The sequence below is a fragment of the Thiosulfatihalobacter marinus genome (genome assembly GCF_016019955.1).
Classification (GTDB): Bacteria; Pseudomonadota; Alphaproteobacteria; order Rhodobacterales; family Rhodobacteraceae; genus Shimia; species Shimia marinus_A.
This window is the reverse complement of sequence record NZ_JAECRZ010000004.1, coordinates 192,251-213,065: the sequence shown is the minus strand read 5'-3', so window position 1 is coordinate 213,065 and position 20,815 is coordinate 192,251. Positions and strand designations below refer to the sequence as shown.

Below are 20,815 nucleotides of genomic sequence, written 5' to 3'. Positions count from 1 at the left end.
TTCACCATGACCTGGACGATCCCAAATATCCTTTCCGTGCTGCGGTTGTTGGCGGCGCCGATGGTGGCCGTGATGTTTCTGTATTTCACGCGCCCTTATGCCGACTGGTTCGCGCTGAGCCTGTTTTTGCTGGCTGCGGTGACGGATTGGTTTGATGGCTACCTGGCGCGGGCCTGGGGGCAGGAGACACGGATGGGTGCCATGATCGACCCGATCGCCGACAAGGCGATGGTGGTGATCGCGCTGATGGTGATCGTGGGCTATTCGTCGATGTCGCCCTGGCTGGTGTTGCCCGCGACGGTGATCCTGTTCCGCGAAGTGTTCGTGTCGGGGTTGCGGGAATTTCTGGGGGACGTGGCCGGAACGCTGAAGGTGACGAAGCTGGCGAAATGGAAGACGGCCACGCAAATGATTGCAATCGCTATCCTTTTTGCGCAGGGCGTGTTCGAACATTACCTGGGTATGAGCGCCTGGGGCATGGATCAGGACCTGGTGGATCAGATCATGGCGGGGCAGGTCGAGGACGTGCAGGGATTGCGCTGGAAATATGACGGTATGGTCTGGTCGGGCTGGATCGGGATGATCCTGTTGTGGGTCGCGGCGCTGCTGACGGCGGTGACGGGGGTGGATTATTTCAACAAGGCGCGGCCGCATCTGAGGGGGTAAGGCGATGGATGTGTTGTATTTTGCCTGGGTGCGCGAGCGGATCGGGCTGCCAAGGGAACAGGTTGAGACCAGCGCCGTCACGGTGGCCGATCTGGTCGAGGAGCTGAAGGCGCGCGAGGCGCGTTATGCGGCGGCCTTTGCCGATCTGAGCGCGCTGCGGGTGGCGGTGGATCAGGAACTGACCGAGTTTGACGCACCGCTTGCGGGCGCGCGCGAGGTGGCGTTCTTTCCGCCGATGACCGGGGGGTAGGATGCGGATCGAGGTTCAGGAAGCGCCGTTTGACCTGGGCAGGGAAACCAGCGATTTTGCCAGTGGTCACAAGGACATGGGCGCGATCGTCACCTTTACGGGCGTGGTGCGCGATCTGGCGCGGGGCGATCTGGACCGGATGGAGATCGAGCATTATCCGGGCATGACGCAAAAGGCGCTGGAGAAGATCGCCGCACAGGCGCAGGCGCGCTGGAGCCTGGGCGATGTGCTGGTTATTCATCGCCATGGTGCGCTGACACCAGGAGAGATGATCATGATGGTTGCCACCGCCGCGCCGCACCGCAAGGATGCGTTCGAGGCGGCGGAATTCCTGATGGATTACCTGAAATCCCGCGCGCCGTTCTGGAAGAAGGAATTCACGCGGGACGGGGCCGAATGGGTGGCCGCGAAAGACGCGGACGAAGACGCGCTGACCCGGTGGTGAACAGAGCCTGAACGGTGCGTTTGGGCGCGCGCGGCCAGGCCCGGTGCGAATCGGCCTGAAACCCTTTGGTTAACTGGGAAATCCGGGTTCGGCATCACGTCGGTATCACGTCGGCATTGCGCCGGTATGGCCGCGTGAAATCGCGGGTTCAACGCACCGTGCGGCGGGTTTGCGGGATCGTCAGGCGGATATGCCGGTGCCGCGTGTTTGGTGCGGCAGGTGGCCGGGCACGCGCGGCACGGCGTTATCCGTTTTGGTTCGCCCGCTCGATATAGGCGCGCAGTTCCTCGGCCTCGTGGCGGGCATCGCGCAGGCCGTCCATGGCCGCCGACAGTTCGGCCTCGGTCTGGGAGAGCTGGTTGGTCAGCTCGGCCTCGCGCTGTTGCAGGTAGGTGATCGCCTGATCGCGGGTTTCCTCGGCCTCGTGCAATTCCTGGCTCATGCGTTCCAGCTGATCCACGTCGGACTGGGCGACGCGGGTGAAACGATGCACCAGCCAGTTGGCGAACCAGCCCAGGCAGAAGGCCACGAAGAGGATGACGGCCGTCACCAGGATGAACTCAATTCGTGTCATTGGGGGTGCTCTCCGTACCGGTTTCTTCTGCGTCGGCGTCGTCATGCGGTGTGTCGGGGGGGTGCGCGCCATCCTCTGCGGGGGCGGCGGGTTTCCCGGATTGCGCGGTACCGTCCGTGGCCGTGTTGTCGGGCGTGTCGGCGCCGTCGGTTGCGGCGTCGGCCGCATCGCCGTCCCCGGCCTCGGGCGAGATCAACACAAACTCGATGCGCCGGTTGGCTTCGCGGCCTTCCTCGGTCCCGTTATCCGCGATGGGCCGGGTTTCGCCATAGCCGCGCGCGACGATGTTCGAGGTCAGCAGGCGGCGATCCTGAAGCGCGGTGAGGACCGATTGGGCGCGGGTCTGGCTGAGCGCCTGGTTCATGGATTCGCGCCCCTGGCTGTCGGTATGGCCCTGGATTTCCAGAGGCAAACCGGGGCATTCGCGCAACTGCCCGGCGACGGCGTCGATAATTTGCGCGGCGCTGGCATCCAGCGTGCCCGAGCCCGGTTCGAACAGGATCTTCTGATCCGTCTGGATCGCCTGCAACCCGGCGATGCATTCTTCGGGGGTCGGCAGGGCGGCGACCGGATCGAGCTCTTCGACATAGCGCACGTCGATGGAGAATTCGTCGTTCTGGGCGAGTTTTTCAGCCAGCATACGCGAAATTTCCGCGCTGGTATTGGCGTTGCCGGTGCGGCCCGCGAGCGAGACCGCATCGGGCGTGATCTCGAGCGCGCCGCTGTCCAGCTGGGCCAGCGCGTCAATCCCGGCCAGCACCCTGACCGGCCAGTTGGCGGGCAGGGTTTCGTCGATCCGGGCGGCCATGTGGACATGTTCGCCGCCAAACCGGGCCTTGGCATAGCTTTCGGTGGTCTGGCGGGTCAGGTCATCGGGGAGGCGGCCGCGCAGCTGGACCAGCCCTTCGGGGCTGAGCGTCGCGGTGAATTCCGGGGTGATGGGACCGCTTTCGTTCGTGTCGGGCAGGGGCGGCAGGGTGGAATTCAGCGCGAAGACATCGGGCAGACCGCTTTCCAGTTCGCCGACGACGCGGTCGAACAGGGGCTGATCGGTTCCGGGGGAAGCAACCAGCTTGATATCGGCATCCGAGAAGGTGACGACGCCGCCGCCCAGTTCCGCCAGCCCGGCCATCGCCATTTCGGCGGCCTCGGCCCAGCTGGGCGTGGGTACGCCCAGGCCGATGGTGCATTCGGCGCTGCCGGTCAGCCCGGCGGCGCGCGCGGCAGTCAGCAGGCGCACGCGGGCCTTTTCGCTGTCGGCGGAACAGGCATCGAACCGGGCGCCGTTTTCGTCGATCACGAATCGCAGGGTGAAGGGGGTTATCACCGGGCGGGGCGCGGATATGTCGAGATCAAGCCGCATGTCCTTGGGGGCGCGGCGCAGAAGCTGGGCTTCGAGATCGCGGCGCGCCTCGGGGCTGTCGGCCATGGCTGTCACCGACACCGCCCCGGCCTGGACCGAGACCTTGGCGCGCGGCAGGATATCCAGGGCCGAAAGACTAAAGCGCAGGGCCGTATTCCAGCCGCGCGGCGTGTCATATTCGGCGGTTTCCAGAAGGTCGGTGACATTGGGCCGCCCGGCAAGGTCGATCATCTGGTCGACGATATCGGCGCGGTCCGCGCCGATCGGTATCAACCCGATCAGCGAGATCCCGGCATCGTTGCGCAGGATTTCCACCGAAAAGCGTGGCGGGGCGATATCGGCGGCGGCCTCGACCTGCATGTTGTCGATCACGCGCGCGGCATCGACGATACCGCCGGCGGCGGACATGGCCTTGAAGCGGTCTGCCTCGGACGGGGCGACCCCGGCGAGGAAGACTTGCAGCCCTTCGGCGTAGACTTCTGTCCAGTCCAGGCCACGGGCGTCCAACTCACGCTTGACGGAGCGTTGCGAGCTGTCCTCGATCAGGTCGGCGGAAAAGCTGGCCGCGACCAGGCTGAGCAGCGCGGCGGTGGCGAAGCTGGCAAAGACGATGAGGAGAGATGAGAGACGCATTCAATGGGCCGGATATGGCAAGTGGTTGCAGGTTGATACGACGCGCGGGCGGCGGGTGCAATCACAGGAACCAGGCACCGGCGAAAAACAGCAAGGGGATCAGGCCGGTGTCGCGATTGGTGCGGAACAGCGTCATGCAGACCGCCGGATCGGCGGTGTCGAGGCGGCGCAATTGCCATTGCATGTGCCAGCCCATGGCCAGCGGCCCCAGCAGCGCCAGGGCCAGCGAGGCGGGGCTGCGTGGCAGGGTGGCGAGGATCACCGCCAGCCCCATGAGGGCGACGGTGGCAATGAGGAAGCCTTGCAGCCATTGCGGGGATCTGTCGGCAAAGAGGCGGGCGGTGGATTTCACCCCGATCAGGGCGTCGTCCTCGGTATCCTGATGGGCGTAGATCGTATCGTAAAACAGGGTCCAGGCGATGCCGGCGGCGTAGAGTACGATGGCGGGCGGAGCGAGGCTGCCGGTATGGGCCGTCCAGGCCAGCAGAGCGCCCCAGTTGAAGGCGATGCCCAGAAACACCTGGGGCCACCAGGTAAAGCGTTTGGCAAAGGGGTAGACCGCCACCGGTGCCAGCGAGAGAAAGCCCAGCAGGATGGCGGCGGTGTTGAAGGTGAGCAGAATCGCCAGGGCGACGAGCGCCTGGGCCAGCATCCAGGCGGCGGCCTGTGTGGGCGAGACCTGTCCCGAGGGAATTGGGCGCGAGCGGGTGCGTTCGACGGCGGCGTCGATCCTGCGGTCGGTGATGTCGTTCCAGGTGCAGCCCGCGCCGCGCATCAGGAAGGCGCCGAGCGCGCTTGCGACGAAGATCCACAGATCGTTCAGCCCGGCGCGCCCGTCCCACAGCATCGCCAGTGCCAGCCCCATCCAGCAGGGCAGCAGCAAGAGCCAGGTGCCGATGGGGCGGTCGGCGCGGGACAGGCGCAGATAGGGGCGCGTGGCGGGCGGTGCGAGGCGATCGACCCAGTTGCCGCGAACCGCGTCGGCGACCTGGCCCTGAGGCTCTGGCGTTGCGGGCTTGGGGGCCATATGTATTGCTCCATGAAAGATGCAAAAGTCAGGCTGTATGTAGAGCACCCGCTGGGGGAAGGGCAAACGGTTCCTCTGGAGCGGGATCAGGCGCATTACCTGTTCGGGGTGATGCGGCTGGGCACGGGGGACGCGGTGGCGCTGTTCAACGGGCGCGATGGCGAATGGCGCGCCGAGGTGGTGGAGGCGGCAAAGCGGCGCGGTGTGCTGGTGTGCCGGGCACGGACGCAACCGGTGCGGATGCCGCCGGACCTGTGGCTGATCTTTGCCCCGATCAAGAAGGCGCGCACGGATTTCATCGTGGAAAAGGCCGCCGAGATGGGCGCGGCCCGGATCCTGCCGGTGCAGACACATTACACCAATTCCGAGCGTGTCCGGCAGGACCGGTTGCAGGCCCATGCGGTGGAGGCCGCCGAGCAATGCGGCGGGACATTTGTGCCCGAGGTCTGTGATTTGCAGAGGCTGGACCGGGTGCTGGCGGATTGGCCCGAGGGGCGGCAGTTGATGTTTTGCGACGAGTCTGAAGCGGGCGGCTCCTCTGCCCTGTCGGGCGTCGTCGCGAGCAAGGCGGCCCGCGAGGGCCAAGGCGCGGGGCCCTGGGCGATTCTGATCGGGCCGGAGGGCGGGTTTTCCGATGCCGAGCGCGACAGGCTGCGGGCCTTGCCTTTTGCGCATGTGGTCTCGCTTGGTCCGCGTATCCTGCGGGCGGACACGGCGGCGGTGGCGGCCATGACGCTGTGGCAGATGGCGTTGGGGGATTGGCGATGAGAGAGGAATATTCCGACTGGCTGGTGGCGCAGGGGTACAACGAAAACACCTGCAACACGCAGAAATCCCATATCCGGCAGATCGAGAAATATTACGGCGATCTGGCGGACAGGATCGAACGTGGCGACTTGACCAGCCTGGTCGCGGAGTTCACCTACACATTGGCCGATGAAAGAGCGAACCGGGACAACCCGACCAAGGTGGCGTTCAGCGGGCGCAATTATACCCGGCTTCAATCCCTGAAGGGTGCGATCCGGCGTTATGCGCAATTCCTGTCGGGCGATGAAGATCACGCCTATGGGATGGGTCTGGAGCCGTTGGACGGAGTGGAGGACGCGGCCGATATCCGCCTGTCGCAGGAAAAACAGCGGTTTGCGCTGGAGCGGGACATGCAGGTTGCGTTGCGCGAGAATATCGCCGTGCTCGATCCGGGCCTGACCATTGTCGACGATGGCAGCGAACGCGCGGTCGCGTCCGGTTTCATCGACATTCTGTGTCAGGATGGCCGGGACGGGCAGGGCGGGCTGGTCGTGGTGGAACTCAAGGCGGGCAGGACGGATGCGCGGGTTGTGGGGCAGATTCTCGGGTATATGGGGGATCTGATCGCCGAAGGGGACGGCGAAGACGTGCGGGGCGTGATCGTGGCGCATGAGTTTGACAACCGGACGATATCGGCCGCGCGGGCCATTCCCAATCTGACGCTTGTCCGATACAGGATCCGGTTCTCGTTCGAGGCTTTGTCGTGAGTTTCATCCGCCCCGAAGCGCGCGCCGTGTTGCGGCGCTGGCGTGGGGCGTTGGTGGGGCTGGCGGTGTTGGCGCTGGGGCTGTGGTGGGCCAGCGGCCATGGCCTGATGCGGTGGCTGGGGGGCGGCGTGGCGGTGCTGGGGCTGCTTTTGCTGGTCACGGCCGTGCAGCGCGCGCGGTTTCGGGCCGGGCGCGGCGGACCGGGCGTGGTGCGGGTGGATGAGGGGGAAGTGACCTATTTCGGCCCTCTGGATGGCGGGGCGGTGGCGCTGCGCGACCTGGAGAGCCTGGTGCTGGACGGGGCCTCGCGCCCGCCGGTCTGGGTATTGCGCCAGGCGGGCCGTCCGGCGCTGCACATTCCGGTGAACGCGGAGGGCGCCGAGCGGCTGTTTGACGCCTTTGCCACTTTGCCGGGGTTGCGCACCGGGTTCATGCTGGCCCGGATGCAGGCGCCGCCGGCACAGCCGGTTGTGATCTGGCGCAAGGCGGGTGTGCGTCATCCTGCCCTGAGTGTGCATTGACACCGGGGCCAAATCGCCGCACCAAGGCCGGTGAGACAGCGCACAGGATCGGAGAACCCCCATGTCCATTCCTCAGTCCGGCGGCGGGCCGATCGAGCATCACGACCAGTTGGCCGCGTATCTGGAGAGCGGCTGCAAGCCGGAAGATCAGTGGCGGATTGGCACCGAGCACGAGAAATTCGGCTATTGCAAGGACACGCTGAAGCCGTTGCCCTATGAGGGCGCGCGGTCGATTTTGGCGGTGCTGGAGGGGTTGCGCGATGGCCATGGATGGGCGCCGGTGGAAGAAGGCGGCAAGCTGATCGGGCTGGAGAAGGACGGCGCCAATGTGAGCCTGGAGCCGGGCGGGCAGCTGGAATTGTCGGGTGCGCCGTTGGAAAATATTCACCAGACCTGTGACGAGGTGAATCAGCATCTGGTGGATGTGAAGGACATTGCCGACAAGATCGGTGTGGGCTTTATCGGGCTGGGCGCCGCGCCGATCTGGCGGCACGAGGACATGCCCTTGATGCCCAAGGGGCGCTACAAGCTGATGGACCGCTATATGCAGGAGGTCGGCACCATGGGCACCACCATGATGCGGCGCACCTGCACGGTACAGGTAAATCTGGATTTCGCGTCCGAGGCGGACATGGTGCGGAAGTTTCGCGTGGCGCTGGCGCTGCAATCGGTGGCCACGGCGCTGTTTGCCAATTCGCCTTTCCTGGACGGCAAACCCAATGGCCACAAGAGTTGGCGCAGCCGGGTGTGGCGCGATCTTGATGGCGCGCGCACCGGCACGTTGCCCTTTGTTTTCGAGGATGGGTTCGGGTTTGAATCCTATGTGCAATACGCGCTGGATGTGCCGATGTATTTTGTCTATCGCGACGGGAAATACATCAATGCGCTGGGGCAGTCATTTCGGGATTTCATGAAAGGCGCCTTGCCGGCGCTGCCTGGTGAGGTTCCGACGCTGAGCGACTGGGCGGATCATCTGACGACGATTTTCCCGGAAGCGCGGATCAAGAAATACATGGAGATGCGCGGTGCGGATGGGGGGCCGTGGCGGCGGCTGTGTGCCTTGCCGGCGTTCTGGGTGGGGCTGATGTATGACCAGGCTTCGCTGGATGCGGCCTGGGATCTGGTCAAGGGCTGGGATACGCCGATGCGCGAGGGGTTGCGGGTGGCCGCGTCGCGCGACGGGTTGCAGGCGCGGGTGGGGGATGTGTCGATGCATGACCTGGCGCGCGAGGTGCTGGCGATCGCGGAGGCCGGGTTGCAGGCGCGGGCGCGGGCGGGTGCGGGCGGGCTGGTGCCTGACGAGACCCATTTCCTGAGCGCGCTGAAGGAAAGTGTCGAGACCGGGCAGGTGCCCGCGGATGAGTTGCTGGGCCATTATCATGGCGATTGGGACGGCGATCTGAGCCGGATCTACGGCGCTTACAGCTATTGAGCCGGGCGGGGGCGCCGCCCCCGTCGCGCCGGGCGCGACTCCCCCGGAGTATTTCTGGCAAAATGAAGGGTGGGGTGTTGTGCCGGGTCAGGCCGGGGCGGTCAGCAGGCGATGGACGGCGCGGTAGAGGATGGCGAAGGCGGCGCCCCAGAAGGGGGCGAGGTAGAAGCCGAACCGCCACAGTGGCGCGAGGGCGTCCCAGTTGGGCGGGTGGCCGAGCGCGATCAGCATCAGCGCGAAGATTGGTGGGGAACCGATATTGAGGGTCACGGCGATCAGCGCGAAGGTGAGGGGATTGGGCGGCCAGCGGCGCAGGGCGAGCGCAAAGCCGGGCCCGGCCAGAAGCAGGTAGGGCATGGCGCCGAACCAGATGGCGAGGATCGGGATCATCGAGACCCAGAAGCCCAGCGCGGCCACGACGAAGGGTGCAAGCGTGAAGGCCGCGATATAGGCGAGCGTCTTGCCGACCTGGTCTGGCAGGGGCAGTCCGAGGCGGGTGCGCAGCGGGGTCATGACGGCGATTTTGCCCCGATTTTCGGCTCGGTTCCGGCGCGCAGGCGGCGGATATTGGCGCGGTGGCGCCAGAACACGATCAGGGTGAGCAGGACGCCAAGGAGAAAGGCGTCGGGCTGGCCCAGGAACACCATCCAGAAGGTTGATGTGGCGGCTGCGACGAGGGCCGAGAGCGAGGAATAGCGCGACAGGGCCGCAGTTGCGAGCCAGGTCAGGCAGGTGGCGAGGCCCACGGGCCAGGCCAATGCCAGCATCAGGCCGAGAAAGGTGGCAACGCCCTTGCCGCCGCGAAAACCGAGCCAGACCGGGTAGCAATGGCCGAGGAAAGCCATGAGCCCGGCAAGTTGTGCCGCGTCCTCGCCGGCCAGCGCGCGCGCCAGCAGCACGGCCACCGCGCCTTTGGCGCCGTCCAGAAGCAATGTGGCGGCGGCGGCTTTTTTCGAGCCGGTGCGCAGGACGTTGGTGGCACCGATATTGCCCGAGCCGATTTCGCGCAGATTGCCCAGATTGAAGGCACGTGCCACCAGTATGCCGAAGGGGATGGAGCCGAGCAGGTACCCCAGGGCCGCCCAGAGCAGCAGGATCGCGGGGGCTGTTTCGATGGGGGGCATGGGTGGCTCCGGGGCTGTGGGTTTGGGGGGAAGATTAGCGGGGGATGGCGCCGGGGGCTACCGGTTTGAGGTGGCGGGCGGGGGCTCAACCCCGCGTATAGACCGGGTTTCCGTTCACATAGGTGGCCAGCACCCTGCCTTGCATCCGCGCGCCGTCAAACGGGGTGTTCTTGGATTTCGAGCGCAGCTTGAAGCGGTCCAGCACAAAGGGGGCATCGGGATCGAAAAGGACCAGATCGGCGGGGGCGCCGGCGGCCAGCCTGCCGGAGGGCAGGCCGAGGCGGCGGGCCGGGTTCAGCGCCATGGCGCGCCAAAGCTCGGGCAGGGTGAGCTGGTCGGCATGGTAAAGCCGCATGGCCGCCGGAAGCAGGGTTTCCAGCGCGACGGCGCCGGAGGCGGCCTCTTCGAAGGGCAGGCGTTTGCTTTCCTCGTCCTGGGGGGTGTGCATTGACGAGATAATGTCGATCAGGCCGGATTTCACCGCCATGACCACGGCGAGCCGGTCATCTTCGGAGCGCAGCGGCGGCTTGATCTTGAAGAAGGTACGGTAATCGGCCACGTCCAGTTCATTGAGGGTGAGATGGTGGATCGAGGTGCCGGCGGTGATGTCAAAGCCGTTCTGTTTGGCCCGCTCCAGCGCCGGGAGGGCGCGGGCGGTGGTGATCTGGTCGGCGTGATAGCGCACGCCGGTCATTTCAACCAGGGCGATGTCGCGATCCAGGCCCATGCGCTCGGCCATGGGCGACACGGTGGGCAGGCCGCGCAGGGCGGCGAATTTGCCCGAGGTGGCGGCGGCGCCGCCTGACAGGCCGGGCTCTTGTGGGTGGGAGATGATCAGGGCGCCCAGCGAGCGGGCATAGGTCATGGCGCGGGCCAGTACCCTGGTGTCGGCCACCACATGATCGCAATCGGTGAAGGCCACGGCGCCGGCATCCAGAAGGAAGCCGAATTCGGTCATCTCGCGGCCCTGCCGGCCCTTGGTGAGCGCGGCCATGGGCAGCACGTTGACCGGGGCGGCGCCATTGGCGCGGCGTTCGACAAATTCCAGCGCCTCGGGCGTGTCGATGGCCGGGGTTGTGTCGGGGCGGGTGACGATGGTGGTGACGCCGCCCGCCGCCGCCGCCAGGCCGGCGGTCTTGTAGCTTTCCTTGTGGCGTTCGCCGGGTTCGCAGACCTTGACGCCGATATCGACGATGCCCGGTGCGAGGCATTTGCCCCGGCAGTCGATGGTCTGGCCCGGCTTATCCAGCCCTGGCGGGCTGTCTTCGCCCCGGTTCGTGATCGTCCCGTTTTCGACCCGCAGCCAGCCGGGGGTGTCGGTTCCGGTTTCAGGGTCGATCAGGCGGGCATTGGTGAACAGTTTGGTCATGATGTGCGTCTTTCCGGGGCGGCGAAATGCTGGCGGGGGATGTCTTGCCGCCATTGTCGCGGGCCTGAGCTCCCGCGCCTGATGGCGCGGTGCGCCGTGCAGGCGGCTTGTCCGGCGTCCGGGCCGCGTGGGGCGTCTGCGGTGACAGGTGCGACCGGGACGTGGACATGGTTGCAGCGCAAAATCATGGCTGTCCCCCGGCGGCGACGCGGCGGATGGCGGCGATGGTGGTTTTGGGGTCGGCCTGGTATTTGATCAGGTGTTTGTCGCCGGAATGGGTGACGATCTGCACGACAGAGCCGAGCGTGTTGAGCTTTTTGACCTGGGCCAGCGGGATGCGCCGCTCCATGGGGCCGAGGATGCGCTGATTGGTGAGATCCCAGCGCACGGACAGTTCCTCGGACATCAGGTAGAAGGCGCGCACGGCAACGGCGGCCAGCCCGCCTAAGGCGCCTGTCCAGACATAGGGATTGTCCAGCAGCCACAGGATGACCATGCCCGCACCCATGGCGGCGGCGGCCATCCAGGTGTTGGTGCGCACATAGGTGGCGCGGTCGGCGCGGAAGGATTGCAGCACCTCTTCGCCTTCGGCAAGCGGGGTATCGGGGGTCATGGACCGGTTCATTTGACGACTCCGTAGATGATCAGGCCGAGGAGGATGGTGGCAAGGGGCAGGGCCAGCAGGGCCAGCAACAGGGTGACATGCGGGTTGGTGCCGGGCGCGCCGGGGGCGGTTCGGGTGCCGGTGAGGCCAGTGGCCGAGGCGCCGGGCAGTTTTTCGAACGTGACGGGTGGTGTGTCTTCGGTCAGGGTGGCGACATGGGTGACGCCGGGGGCGGGTGTCAGCCTGGCCCCGGTGCCGGCGAAGGCGCGGGAATAGATCAGCAGAACGGGGCTGTTGATGGCATCGAGCCGGGCGGCGGCGCCGGTCAGATCCTGTGCCGCGACCCCGCCGCCGTCGCGCAGATAACCCGACAGGCGCAGATCGCCCAGAACCTCGGGGTCGAAGATTTCAAACCCGTCCGCCTCCAGCCAGTCGAGCCCGATCAGCAGGGCAACGGTGGCCTGTGGGCTGGGATCGGCGGGCGTGGGATCGGTCAGGCGCGCCAGGTCGCGCGCGGGCAGGTCGAGCGCGAAGACACGGATCACGCCGCGTTCCATCGGGCTGACCGAGAGGCCGGTCATCCGGCCACCCAGATCATCATGCCGACGACCGCGAAAAGCACGATCAGGGCCACCATGGCGACCATGCCCGAGGCGCGGGGGTCTTTCGGGTCTTCGTCGTTCATGCGTTCACCGCCCGGTTGGCGCGGGAGTCGCGCAGGTTGCGGGCGAGGAGGTCCATCGCCGCCATGCGCACGGCGACGCCCATTTCCACCTGTTCCTGGATCACCGAGCGGTTGATGTCGTCGGCGATCTCGCCGTCGATTTCCACGCCGCGGTTCATCGGGCCGGGATGCATGACGATGGCGTCGGGCCTGGCGTGGGACAGTTTTTGCGCGTCCAGCCCGTAGCGGTGGTAATATTCGCGTTCCGACGGGATGAAGCCGCCGTCCATCCGTTCCTTTTGCAGACGCAGCATCATCACCACATCGACGTCGCGCAGGCCCTCTTCCATGTCTTCGTAGATCTCGGCGCCGAACTCGGCGAATTGCGCCGGGACCAGCGTGGGCGGGCCGACGAGGCGGATGCGGTTTTCCATCTTGCCCAGCAGGATCAGGTTGGAGCGGGCCACGCGGGAATGGGCGACATCGCCGCAGATGGCGATGTTCAGCCGGTGCAGCCGACCCCTGGAGCGGCGGATGGTCAGCGCGTCGAGCAGCGCTTGGGTGGGGTGTTCGTGGCGTCCGTCGCCCGCGTTCAGCACGGCGCAGTTCACCTTTTGCGCCAGCAGGTCCACGGCGCCGGAATGGGGGTGGCGCACCACCAGAAGATCGGGGTGCATGGCGTTCAGCGTCATCGCCGTGTCGATCAGGGTTTCGCCTTTCTTGATCGAGCTGGCCTGCATGGCCATGTTCATCACGTCCGCGCCAAGCCGTTTGCCCGCCAGTTCGAAACTGGCCTGGGTGCGGGTGGAGTTTTCGAAGAACATGTTGACCTGGGTGAGGCCCTTGAGCGCGTCGGAATGTTTCTGTTCGCGGCGGTTGAGATCGACATATTGATCGGCCAGGTCCAGCAGGGCGGTGATTTCGGCCGGGTGCAGGGGTTCGATCCCGAGAAGGTGCTTCTGGCGGAAGGTCATGGCCGTCACTCCGTGGCTGATCTGGGGTTGCTTATAGAAACGGGCGGGGCGGGGGGCAAGGTGGGGCGCAGGGGGCCAGCCCCCTGGGACGAAAATGCGGGCATTTTCGACCTTACCCCCGGGATATTTGGGGCCAAAAGAAGAGCGCATGCGCCGCGCCTGTCAGCCGGCGGGATCTTCCATGGCTTTGCGCCAGTGGCGGCGGCACAGGGAGACATAGGTGTCGTTGCCCCCGATCTGGACCTGGGCGCCTTCGCGCAGGACAGCGCCGGTTTCGTCCTGGCGCACGACCATGGTGGCCTTTTTGCCGCAATGGCAGATCGTGCGCACCTCGCGCATTTCATCGGACAGCGCCAGGAGAGCGGCGGAGCCGGGGAACAGCTTGCCCTGGAAATCGACCCGCAGCCCGTAACACATGATCGGCACCTTGAGATCGTCCACGGCGCGGGCCAGTTGCCAGACCTGATCCTCGCTGAGGAACTGTGCTTCGTCAATGAAGACACAGGCGACCGGGCCGGTGGCCTGGCGGGACTGGATGGCGGCGAGGAGATCGGTTTCGGGGCCGAACGTGTCGGCCTCGGCGGCGATGCCGATGCGCGAGGCGATGCGTCCGGCGCCGGCGCGGTTGTCGAAGCGGGCGGTGAGCAGGTAGGTTTGCATCCCGCGTTCGCGGTAGTTGTGCGACGCCTGCAACAGCACCGTGGATTTGCCCGCGTTCATGGTGGAGTAGTGAAAGTAGAGCTTGGCCATGGTTGGGTGATAGGACGCCCCCGCGCCCGGGTGCAAGAGGCAAAACCGCCGCCCCGCCGGGCGGCTGTGGGGCGGGCGCATGGGATGCGGCCCGCCCCGGACCCGACCGGGGATGCGCGGCGCCGGTTCCGGGAGGTTGACCCCCGGGGGATGGCGATTTCGGGCCGCTGGCCAGCCGGGCCAACGCCGTTTCCGACAGTGGAGACGGACGCGGCGTGTTGGCATACCGGTGCCGGGGTACACACAGCCCCCGCAACGTCGGGGGCATTTATTGAATGACAAATTGGGGTTACGGCTATAATGGGAAAAGACTTGGCGCTTTCCCCGGCACGGGGGGCGGCGCGGCTGGGACTGGAGTTTGGTATGAGCGTTGTGGGCAGTTATCTGAAGAAACATTCGGAAGCGTTGGTCAAGGATGTGGGCATCGAGGCGGCCTGTGAACTGACCGGCAAGTCCAAGGCCACGCTGGGGCGGTATTATTCGGCCCATGACGAACATGGCGACCGGTTCATGCCGATCGACGCGGTGGCGGCGCTGGAGGAGGCGGCGTCTTATCCGCATGTCACCGCCGCGCTGGCCGAGCTGAAGGGGATCACGCTGAGCCATGACGAGCGGCGGCGCAACGCGTCCGAGAGCGGGGGTGTGAATTCCGACGTGATCGCGCTGAGCCAGCGATTTGCGGTATTGATGGCCGAATACAGCCAGTCGATCGCGGATGGCATCATTACCATGAACGAAGCCAGGCGGCTGTTGCGCGAAACGCTGGCCTTGCAGCAGGTGTTGGTGGACATGAAGCTGCACCTGGAAGAGGAAGCGAGCTGAGCCGTGGTGCACGAACACCAGCCCCGCCGCGAGCTTGTCGAGGCCGAGCGGCATGTGCCGGAGCTGTTGCAGGCGTTTCTGGTGGATCTTGAGGCGACGGCGCATTCGTCGGATGTCTGGCGTCTGATCGTGCGGCTGGGCCAGACCTTGAACCTGCCCTATATCGATTTCATTTCGGCAAGCAATTACCACAACTGGAAAAAGACGCTGTTCATTCGCACGTCTTATGATTCAACCTGGCTGAACGAGGTCAATCAGGATCCGGATCTGCACAAATGGTCTTATTTCCGCACCCATGCGATGCATTACCTGACGCCGCTGGCGGTGGGGTTGGAATTTGTCGATGAGAACCGCCATATTCCCGAGGCCCGCTACAAGGTGCTGCGCGAGGCGGCGGCGCGCGGAATCCGGGCGGGGTTTTCCATTCCGCTGCGGGTTCACGCCCCGCCGCAATCGGCGCTGATCACCTTTTCCGGTGATCACAGCAAGCGCGAGATGACGCATATCATCCGAACCCATGGCTGGGTTCTGAACACGGCCGCGTTGATGGGGCATCAGCGCTACATGACCCATTTCGCCGCGGAATTCACCGAACGCAATGCGATTTCGGACAAGCAACGCGAATTGCTGGAGATGATCGGGGGCGGGATGCAGGACAAGGTGATCGCCGAGCGGCTGGGGATTTCGGTGTCGGCGGTGCGTCAGCGCATGAACAATATCCTGGCCAAGACGGGGCTGGGCAACCGGGCCGAGCTGGCGGCATTGGCGATGAGCATGGGGCTGTTGCCGGATCCGCTGAGCCATCTGGGCGCCAAGGGGGATGCTTCGGTTCTGGTGGAGATGGGGGTGGCGGAGGACGGGCCGGGCAAGATCCGGATGCGCTGAGGCCGGCGGCCGGGTTCGGGGCGCGAGATATCGGCCGTTGACGCGCTGCGCCAGGATCCAGTGGTTCGGGTTTTGGTGGAACGCATTCGTGTTGGGTGTTTGACAATGGAAGGAGCAAGGATGAAACGTTTGATCCCCTCGTTGCCCGAGGGCGCAGGTTTGGCGGAAGTCTATCGCGCGTTTCCCGACAAGATGGCGCCGCTGTCTGAATACCAGAATCGGGTCATGCGCGGGGCCAGCGATCTTGGCGTCGCAGAGAGAGAATTGATTGCCGCCTATGTTTCGGGGTTGAATGCCTGTGGGTTCTGCCATGGGGCACATACGGTGCATGCCAAGGCTTTTGGCATTGATGTCAGTGACATAGAAGCGATGATGGAAGATATGGCCGCAGCGCCGGTTGACGAAAAACTCAAACCGTTACTGGCCTATGCGGGGAAACTCACCCGTACGCCGGCGCAGATGACCGAGGCCGATGCCGAGGCCGTTTACGATGCCGGCTGGTCGGAAGCGGCGCTGTTCGATGCAATTCAGGTTTGTGGGCTGTTCAACCTGATGAACCGGATGCTGGAGGGCACAGGCGTTACGGAGTACCACCTTGATCCGCATGGCGTGGACGAAAAAGTGCTGGACAGGTTGCGCAGCCCGACATGTTATTCCGATTTTGGCCGGGCCAGCGGGCTGGTGGAATGACCGCGCTGGCGGCAGCGTCAGCCAATGCGCCATAGCCCCCGTGGCGGGCGCGTTGCCTGCCCAGTGGAACCAGCCCGTGGAACGAATAAGGGTGCCCCGGAAACCGGAACACCCTTGCGTCATACAATGACATACAGGAAAATCGAGTTGCACGGGTGTGCGCTTCGATCAAACCTCTGCACGGGACAGCACAGAGTAGAAGGTGAACAGGGTTGCCCCCGCCCGAAACCATCTGCGCGGCCATCTGGGGATCTGGCCATATGCGCGTCTGACGCCTTCTGACATCCAAATTACCCTACGGAACCGGGGATGTCTGGTACGGAATCACAAACCTTTGGGTAAGGATTGACTGTTGTTTCTGACAGGTATTTTAGGTTGGCCTGTCATTCATGACATGCGGGTGTCGCGGGTCGGCGTCCAGAGGGCGAATCGTGGTGCCGCCGGTTGGCATTCGGCATCAGTGGCGGCGCACCAGCACCGATCCCACCGAATAGCCCGCGCCAAAGGAACAGATCATGCCAAGGTCGCCGGGGGCGAAATCGTCGGAATACTTGGAAAACGCGATGATCGAGCCGGCTGAGGATGTGTTGGCGTAATCTTGCAGGATATTGGGCTGTTCGCCGGGTTCGGGGGTGCGGCCCAGAACCTTTTTGCCGATGAAATCGTTCATCGTCTTGTTGGCCTGGTGCAGCCAGAGGCGGCGCAGGGCGGACTGGTTGATGCCCTCTTGCGACAGGTGCCCCAGCATATGGGCCGAAACCAAGGGCAGCACTTCCTTGAACACCTTGCGGCCGTTCTGCATGAACTGCATGTCGCGGCGATCGTTCAGCCCGTCGGGGCGCGAGCGGCGCAGGAAGCCGTTATTGTTGCGGATATTGTTGGAAAACTGTGTCGCGCAGCGGGTGGAGAGCACCTCGAACCAGGCGCCGGTGGCGTCGTCGCTGCGTTCCAGAACGGTGGCGGTGGCGACATCGCCAAAGATGAAGTGGCAGTCGCGGTCGCGCCATTCCAGATGCGCCGAGCAGATTTCGGGATTGACGACGATGGCCTTGCGCACCGATCCGGCGCGGATCATGTCGGCGGCGGCCTGGATGCCGAACGTGGCCGAAGAGCAGGCGACGTTCATGTCAAAGGCAAATCCGCCCGCGCCCAGTTCCTGCTGGATTTCGACGGCGACGGCGGGATAGGCGCGTTCCATGTTCGACGCGGCGCAGATCACCAGATCGATCTCGTCGGCATCCACCCCGGCCCGGGCCAGGGCCTTGTGGCAGGCATCCAGCGCCATTTCGCACATCAGCGAAGGTTCGTCATCGGCGCGCTGGCGCAGGAGCGGGTGCATGACATGCGGATCCAGAACGCCGGTCTTGTCGATCACATGGCGTTGGCGGATACCGGAGGCCTTGAAGATGAAATCGGTGTCTGAATGGGGGATCGCGTCCATCGTGCCCGCGGCGATGGCATCGGCATTCCTGTCATTTTCCAGATCGGCATAGGCGTTGAAGGCGACGACCAGCTCTTCGTTGGTGATAACCTGTTGCGGGGTAAAGACACCGGTGCCGGTGATGGCGGGCTGGTACATGAACGGACTCATTTCATAGCAGGTGGCAGGCAGATAGCACCATTTGGCGGGCGATGGTCAAGGGTTTCCCCAAGGTAAGGTTGGGGAAAGGGCCTTGTCTTGCAGGCCGGATCCGACCGGCGCAGGCTTGTTGGCGCTGCGCGGGGAGGGGGCGGGCGCCGTGCGGGGCCTACTTGACGATATGTTCGTCCTTGACGAACATGTTGGCCCAGGCGCGATCGATCAGGTCGGGGGACATCTGGTAGGGGATGCCTTCGAATTCGCAGATCGAGATCATCTGGTCGATCAGGAAGATCGGCTGATAATTGGCATAGACATTGTCGATCGTGGGGTATTTGCGTTTGAGCAGATGCACCAGCGATGCCTCGTCCAGCGGCATTCCCTTTTTCTTGGCCACCAGGGCAAAGATCTTGAGGAAGTTTTCCTGGCTGGGTCCGTCGATCTTGATCTTGAAGAAGATCCGGCGCAGCGCGGCCTGGTCGAAAATCTCGTTTGGGTGGAAGTTGGTCGAGAAGATCACCAGCGTGTCGAACGGCACCTCGAATTTCTCGCCCGATTGCAGGGCCAGAATGTCCTTGCTTTCCTCCAGCGGCACGATCCAGCGGTTGACCAGCGTCTGGGGCGGTTCGGCCTGCCGGCCCAGATCGTCGACGATGAAGATGCCGCCGGTGGATTTGAGCTGCAAGGGCGCCTGATAGGTGCGCGCGGTCGGGTTGTAGACAAGATCAAGCATGTCCAGCGACAGTTCGCCCCCGGTGATCACGGTGGGGCGGTCGCATTTCACGTAGCGGCTGTCAAAGCGGGCGACGCGGCGCAGGGAATTGGGATCCTGTTCGTCATCCTCGGCGGCGGAATGCACGATCGGGTCATAGACAGTGATCACCTGGCCGGCATATTCGATGGCGCGGGGCACGTAGATCTTGTCGCCCATGGCGTCGCGGATACCGTTGGAGATCGAGGATTTGCCGTTGCCCGGCGGGCCGTACATCAGGATCGAGCGACCGGCGCTGACGGCGGGGCCGAGATGGTCCAGCAGCGAGCCCGGCAGGATCAGGTGGCCCATGGCCGAGGTCAGCTGTTGGCGGGTGATCTGGATATTGCGGATCGACTGGCGCTTGACCTGTTCGCGGTAAACATCCAGCGGCACCGGCATGGGGCCGAAATACTCCGATTGCGCCAGCGCATCCTGGGCGCGGGCCTTGCCGAGATCGGTGAGCTGATAGCCCATCTCGTTGCCGCTGTTGGCGTTCAGCGTGCCGGTGGCTTCCAGAAGACGCTGGTCGCGTGCCATGTCGACCAGTTCCTGGGTCACGGCGCGCGGCAGGCAGATGGCTCCGGAAAGGTCCGAAACCATGTCGACATTCTTGCGGAACATGGTTTTCAGAAGGATGTCGCGCATCATCACGACGGGCAGGCGCATTTCTTCGAGCCGCTTGGGTGGCGGCGGGGCCATGACATGGGATGTCTGCATATTCATTGGCGAATCTCCGACCGGGCGCCACTGGGGCGCGGAATTCCTTGTTCTGGTTTAACACCAGAAAAATGGCGATATTCGGGCCGCCTCAGGCCCCCAGGAAGGCCCCGAGCGTCAGATAGATCGCCAGCGCGCCGCCCAGCGCGAGACCCATGGGAAAATCCCAGCCCTGATCCCAGCTTTCCCAATCGGGGACGGCGCGGCGGATCGGGGAATGTTTGGCGATACGGTGCGTGACCCAGGCCGCCAGCAACGTCGCGGCGAAAATCGCCAGCACCAGCCGCAGATCGCCGAAGGCGATGAACGGCGCGGCGGCGGCAGAGAACTTGGCATCGCCCGCGCCAACCAGGCCGCTGGCATTGAGCGCCATGCCAATCAGCAGGATCACGACCACATGCACCAGCCGCCAGGCGTAATCGCCAAACGGGAGGGCGACGAGGCCAACAACGACAAACACGCCCAACAGCGCCAGCACGGCGTTATTGGGAATGCGCATGGCGCGCATGTCGGACCAGGCCACGTAAAAGCAGATCGGCAGGACGAAGGGCAGGAACCACAGCGCCGACGAAGCGGTGATCAGCATGATTGGCCCCGCTCAGGTTTCTTCAAGCGCGTCGAGCGAGCGCACGGCCGCCTCGAAATATTGCGGATGGGTTTCGATCGCCTCGCGCAGCAGCGCCTTGCCGGTCTGGGTGTCGCCCTGTTTGATCGCCGACAGCGCCAGCGTGTGCAGAAGCTGGGCGCGTTCGGTCTGGACCATGGGGATCACGGGCAGGGTGTAATTGCGCTGGGCGCCGCGTGCCAGGACCATGTTGTTCTTGGCGGTGAACAGGGTGTTGTCCTGGCGGATGGCTTCGCTGAACAGGCGTTCGGCCTCGCCAAAGTCGCCGCGCGTCAGCTTGGAATATCCCCAGTTGTTGAGCACGCCGGCGGGGCGGGTCGTCAGCCCCACGGCGACTTCGTAGAAACTGTCGGCCTTGTTCCATTCCTGTTTGCTGTCGGCGATCATCGCCTCGAGCCGGTAGCGTTTGAAGGTTTCGTGCGTGGGGGGAATGGAGTCGAGCGTTTTCTCGGCCTCTTTCCATTTGCCCGCGCGGATCTGGGCATCGGCCAGATCGACCTTGTCGGTATTGGTGCTGTCCTTGTGGCGGACCACCCTTGACCAGGCAGGAACCGCCTCGGAATACCGTTTGGCGCGGACAAAGGAAATCGCCAGACCGCGCTGAAGATCGATCCGGTCCGGATTGTCTCCCAGGGTGCGCTGGAAATAGGCGATGCCCTCGTTCGGATCGGCCACCGTCAGCATGATGTCCGAGAGATTGGCCTCGTCCACCGCGTTCACATTCTGGATGGCGCGTTCAACGCTTTCGTCGCCGGTGTTGGCGCATGCCCCAAGAAGGGCAAGACCTGCCACACCGATTGTCCCAAGGAAAGGATGGCGCATTTTTTGCGTCC

Annotated in this window: 24 protein-coding genes; 10 read left to right on the top strand and 14 right to left on the bottom strand. The window is 64.6% G+C overall.

The window, feature by feature from the left end; genetic code table 11:
- The first annotated feature begins 6 nt into the window (after positions 1 to 6).
- The 3 genes from pgsA to I3253_RS08220 are packed head-to-tail and all read left to right on the top strand — an operon-like array spanning position 7 to position 1,361.
- Complete coding sequence (gene pgsA / locus I3253_RS08230) at positions 7 to 666, top strand: CDP-diacylglycerol--glycerol-3-phosphate 3-phosphatidyltransferase (RefSeq protein ID WP_197917176.1); 660 nt, start codon at positions 7 to 9, stop codon at positions 664 to 666.
- A 4-nt stretch (positions 667 to 670) separates the two neighbouring features.
- Positions 671 to 916 carry a molybdopterin converting factor subunit 1 gene (moaD, locus tag I3253_RS08225; protein ID WP_197917175.1) on the top strand — a complete coding sequence of 82 codons (246 nt, stop codon included), beginning with the start codon at positions 671 to 673 and terminating at the stop codon, positions 914 to 916.
- Between the two features lies 1 nt (position 917).
- Positions 918 to 1,361, top strand: a complete 444-nt coding sequence (locus I3253_RS08220) for a molybdenum cofactor biosynthesis protein MoaE (RefSeq protein WP_197917174.1) — start codon at positions 918 to 920, stop codon at positions 1,359 to 1,361.
- A gap of 244 nt (positions 1,362 to 1,605) precedes the next feature.
- On the opposite strand, the gene I3253_RS08215 is transcribed toward I3253_RS08220, so the two are convergent.
- The 3 genes from I3253_RS08215 to ubiA form a co-directional block, all read right to left on the bottom strand.
- Entirely contained in the window at positions 1,606 to 1,935 is a 330-nt protein-coding gene (locus I3253_RS08215) for a hypothetical protein (protein ID WP_197917173.1), read from the bottom strand.
- On the bottom strand, positions 1,922 to 3,931 hold the full coding sequence (locus tag I3253_RS08210; protein ID WP_197917172.1) for an OmpA family protein: 2,010 nt from the start codon (positions 3,929 to 3,931) through the stop codon (positions 1,922 to 1,924). Before I3253_RS08210 ends, I3253_RS08215 begins: the two co-directional genes overlap by 14 nt.
- Before the next feature lie 61 nt (positions 3,932 to 3,992).
- Entirely contained in the window at positions 3,993 to 4,958 is a 966-nt protein-coding gene (gene ubiA / locus I3253_RS08205; RefSeq protein WP_232272127.1) for a 4-hydroxybenzoate octaprenyltransferase, read from the bottom strand.
- Positions 4,959 to 4,970: 12 nt separating this feature from the next.
- Here ubiA and I3253_RS08200 point away from each other — a divergent pair, with 12 nt between their 5' ends.
- The 4 genes from I3253_RS08200 to I3253_RS08185 all read left to right on the top strand — a co-directional run bounded on the left by I3253_RS08200 (position 4,971) and on the right by I3253_RS08185 (position 8,425).
- A complete protein-coding gene (locus I3253_RS08200) occupies positions 4,971 to 5,726 on the top strand; it encodes a 16S rRNA (uracil(1498)-N(3))-methyltransferase (protein ID WP_197917170.1) in 756 nt (251 codons plus the stop codon).
- On the top strand, positions 5,723 to 6,472 hold the full coding sequence (locus tag I3253_RS08195) for an endonuclease NucS domain-containing protein (RefSeq protein WP_197917169.1): 750 nt from the start codon (positions 5,723 to 5,725) through the stop codon (positions 6,470 to 6,472). The genes I3253_RS08200 and I3253_RS08195 overlap by 4 nt, the downstream gene beginning before the upstream one ends.
- Positions 6,469 to 6,993, top strand: coding sequence for a hypothetical protein (locus tag I3253_RS08190; RefSeq protein WP_197917168.1), 525 nt, complete (start codon positions 6,469 to 6,471; stop codon positions 6,991 to 6,993). Before I3253_RS08195 ends, I3253_RS08190 begins: the two co-directional genes overlap by 4 nt.
- Before the next feature lie 61 nt (positions 6,994 to 7,054).
- Positions 7,055 to 8,425 (top strand): glutamate--cysteine ligase, encoded by a 1,371-nt coding sequence (locus I3253_RS08185; RefSeq protein ID WP_197917167.1) that lies wholly within the window; start codon positions 7,055 to 7,057, stop codon positions 8,423 to 8,425.
- A gap of 87 nt (positions 8,426 to 8,512) precedes the next feature.
- Here the strand turns inward: I3253_RS08185 and I3253_RS08180 are convergent, their stop codons facing one another.
- The 7 genes from I3253_RS08180 to I3253_RS08150 all read right to left on the bottom strand — a co-directional run bounded on the left by I3253_RS08180 (position 8,513) and on the right by I3253_RS08150 (position 13,910).
- A complete protein-coding gene (locus I3253_RS08180) occupies positions 8,513 to 8,938 on the bottom strand; it encodes a hypothetical protein (RefSeq protein ID WP_197917166.1) in 426 nt (141 codons plus the stop codon).
- Positions 8,935 to 9,549: a glycerol-3-phosphate 1-O-acyltransferase PlsY gene (gene plsY / locus I3253_RS08175; protein WP_197917165.1), complete on the bottom strand. Its 615-nt coding sequence runs from the start codon at positions 9,547 to 9,549 to the stop codon at positions 8,935 to 8,937. Before plsY ends, I3253_RS08180 begins: the two co-directional genes overlap by 4 nt.
- Positions 9,550 to 9,634: 85 nt before the next feature.
- Positions 9,635 to 10,918 (bottom strand): dihydroorotase, encoded by a 1,284-nt coding sequence (gene pyrC / locus I3253_RS08170; protein WP_197917164.1) that lies wholly within the window; start codon positions 10,916 to 10,918, stop codon positions 9,635 to 9,637.
- A gap of 184 nt (positions 10,919 to 11,102) precedes the next feature.
- Positions 11,103 to 11,531, bottom strand: a complete 429-nt coding sequence (locus tag I3253_RS08165; protein ID WP_197917163.1) for a hypothetical protein — start codon at positions 11,529 to 11,531, stop codon at positions 11,103 to 11,105.
- 8 nt (positions 11,532 to 11,539) lie between these two features.
- Positions 11,540 to 12,103: a hypothetical protein gene (locus tag I3253_RS08160; protein ID WP_197917162.1), complete on the bottom strand. Its 564-nt coding sequence runs from the start codon at positions 12,101 to 12,103 to the stop codon at positions 11,540 to 11,542.
- A 100-nt stretch (positions 12,104 to 12,203) separates the two neighbouring features.
- Positions 12,204 to 13,160: an aspartate carbamoyltransferase catalytic subunit gene (locus I3253_RS08155; protein ID WP_197917161.1), complete on the bottom strand. Its 957-nt coding sequence runs from the start codon at positions 13,158 to 13,160 to the stop codon at positions 12,204 to 12,206.
- A gap of 162 nt (positions 13,161 to 13,322) precedes the next feature.
- On the bottom strand, positions 13,323 to 13,910 hold the full coding sequence (locus tag I3253_RS08150; protein ID WP_197917319.1) for a thymidine kinase: 588 nt from the start codon (positions 13,908 to 13,910) through the stop codon (positions 13,323 to 13,325).
- Between the two features lie 363 nt (positions 13,911 to 14,273).
- Between I3253_RS08150 and I3253_RS08145 the strand changes: the two genes are divergently transcribed.
- From I3253_RS08145 to I3253_RS08135, 3 genes are all read left to right on the top strand, one after another.
- A complete protein-coding gene (locus I3253_RS08145; protein WP_197917160.1) occupies positions 14,274 to 14,732 on the top strand; it encodes a hypothetical protein in 459 nt (152 codons plus the stop codon).
- Between the two features lie 3 nt (positions 14,733 to 14,735).
- The gene (locus I3253_RS08140) at positions 14,736 to 15,617 is read left to right on the top strand and encodes a helix-turn-helix transcriptional regulator (RefSeq protein WP_197917159.1); all 882 of its coding nucleotides are present in this window, start codon (positions 14,736 to 14,738) and stop codon (positions 15,615 to 15,617) included.
- Between the two features lie 120 nt (positions 15,618 to 15,737).
- The gene (locus tag I3253_RS08135; protein ID WP_197917158.1) at positions 15,738 to 16,307 is read left to right on the top strand and encodes a carboxymuconolactone decarboxylase family protein; all 570 of its coding nucleotides are present in this window, start codon (positions 15,738 to 15,740) and stop codon (positions 16,305 to 16,307) included.
- Between the two features lie 457 nt (positions 16,308 to 16,764).
- Here the strand turns inward: I3253_RS08135 and I3253_RS08130 are convergent, their stop codons facing one another.
- The 4 genes from I3253_RS08130 to I3253_RS08115 form a co-directional block, all read right to left on the bottom strand.
- Complete coding sequence (locus I3253_RS08130) at positions 16,765 to 17,886, bottom strand: beta-ketoacyl-ACP synthase III (RefSeq protein ID WP_197917157.1); 1,122 nt, start codon at positions 17,884 to 17,886, stop codon at positions 16,765 to 16,767.
- A gap of 169 nt (positions 17,887 to 18,055) precedes the next feature.
- Positions 18,056 to 19,363, bottom strand: coding sequence for an ATPase (locus I3253_RS08125; protein WP_197917156.1), 1,308 nt, complete (start codon positions 19,361 to 19,363; stop codon positions 18,056 to 18,058).
- Positions 19,364 to 19,448: 85 nt separating this feature from the next.
- Entirely contained in the window at positions 19,449 to 19,943 is a 495-nt protein-coding gene (locus I3253_RS08120) for a prepilin peptidase (RefSeq protein ID WP_197917155.1), read from the bottom strand.
- Between the two features lie 12 nt (positions 19,944 to 19,955).
- Positions 19,956 to 20,804: a tetratricopeptide repeat protein gene (locus tag I3253_RS08115; RefSeq protein WP_197917154.1), complete on the bottom strand. Its 849-nt coding sequence runs from the start codon at positions 20,802 to 20,804 to the stop codon at positions 19,956 to 19,958.
- Positions 20,805 to 20,815: the final 11 nt, after the last annotated feature.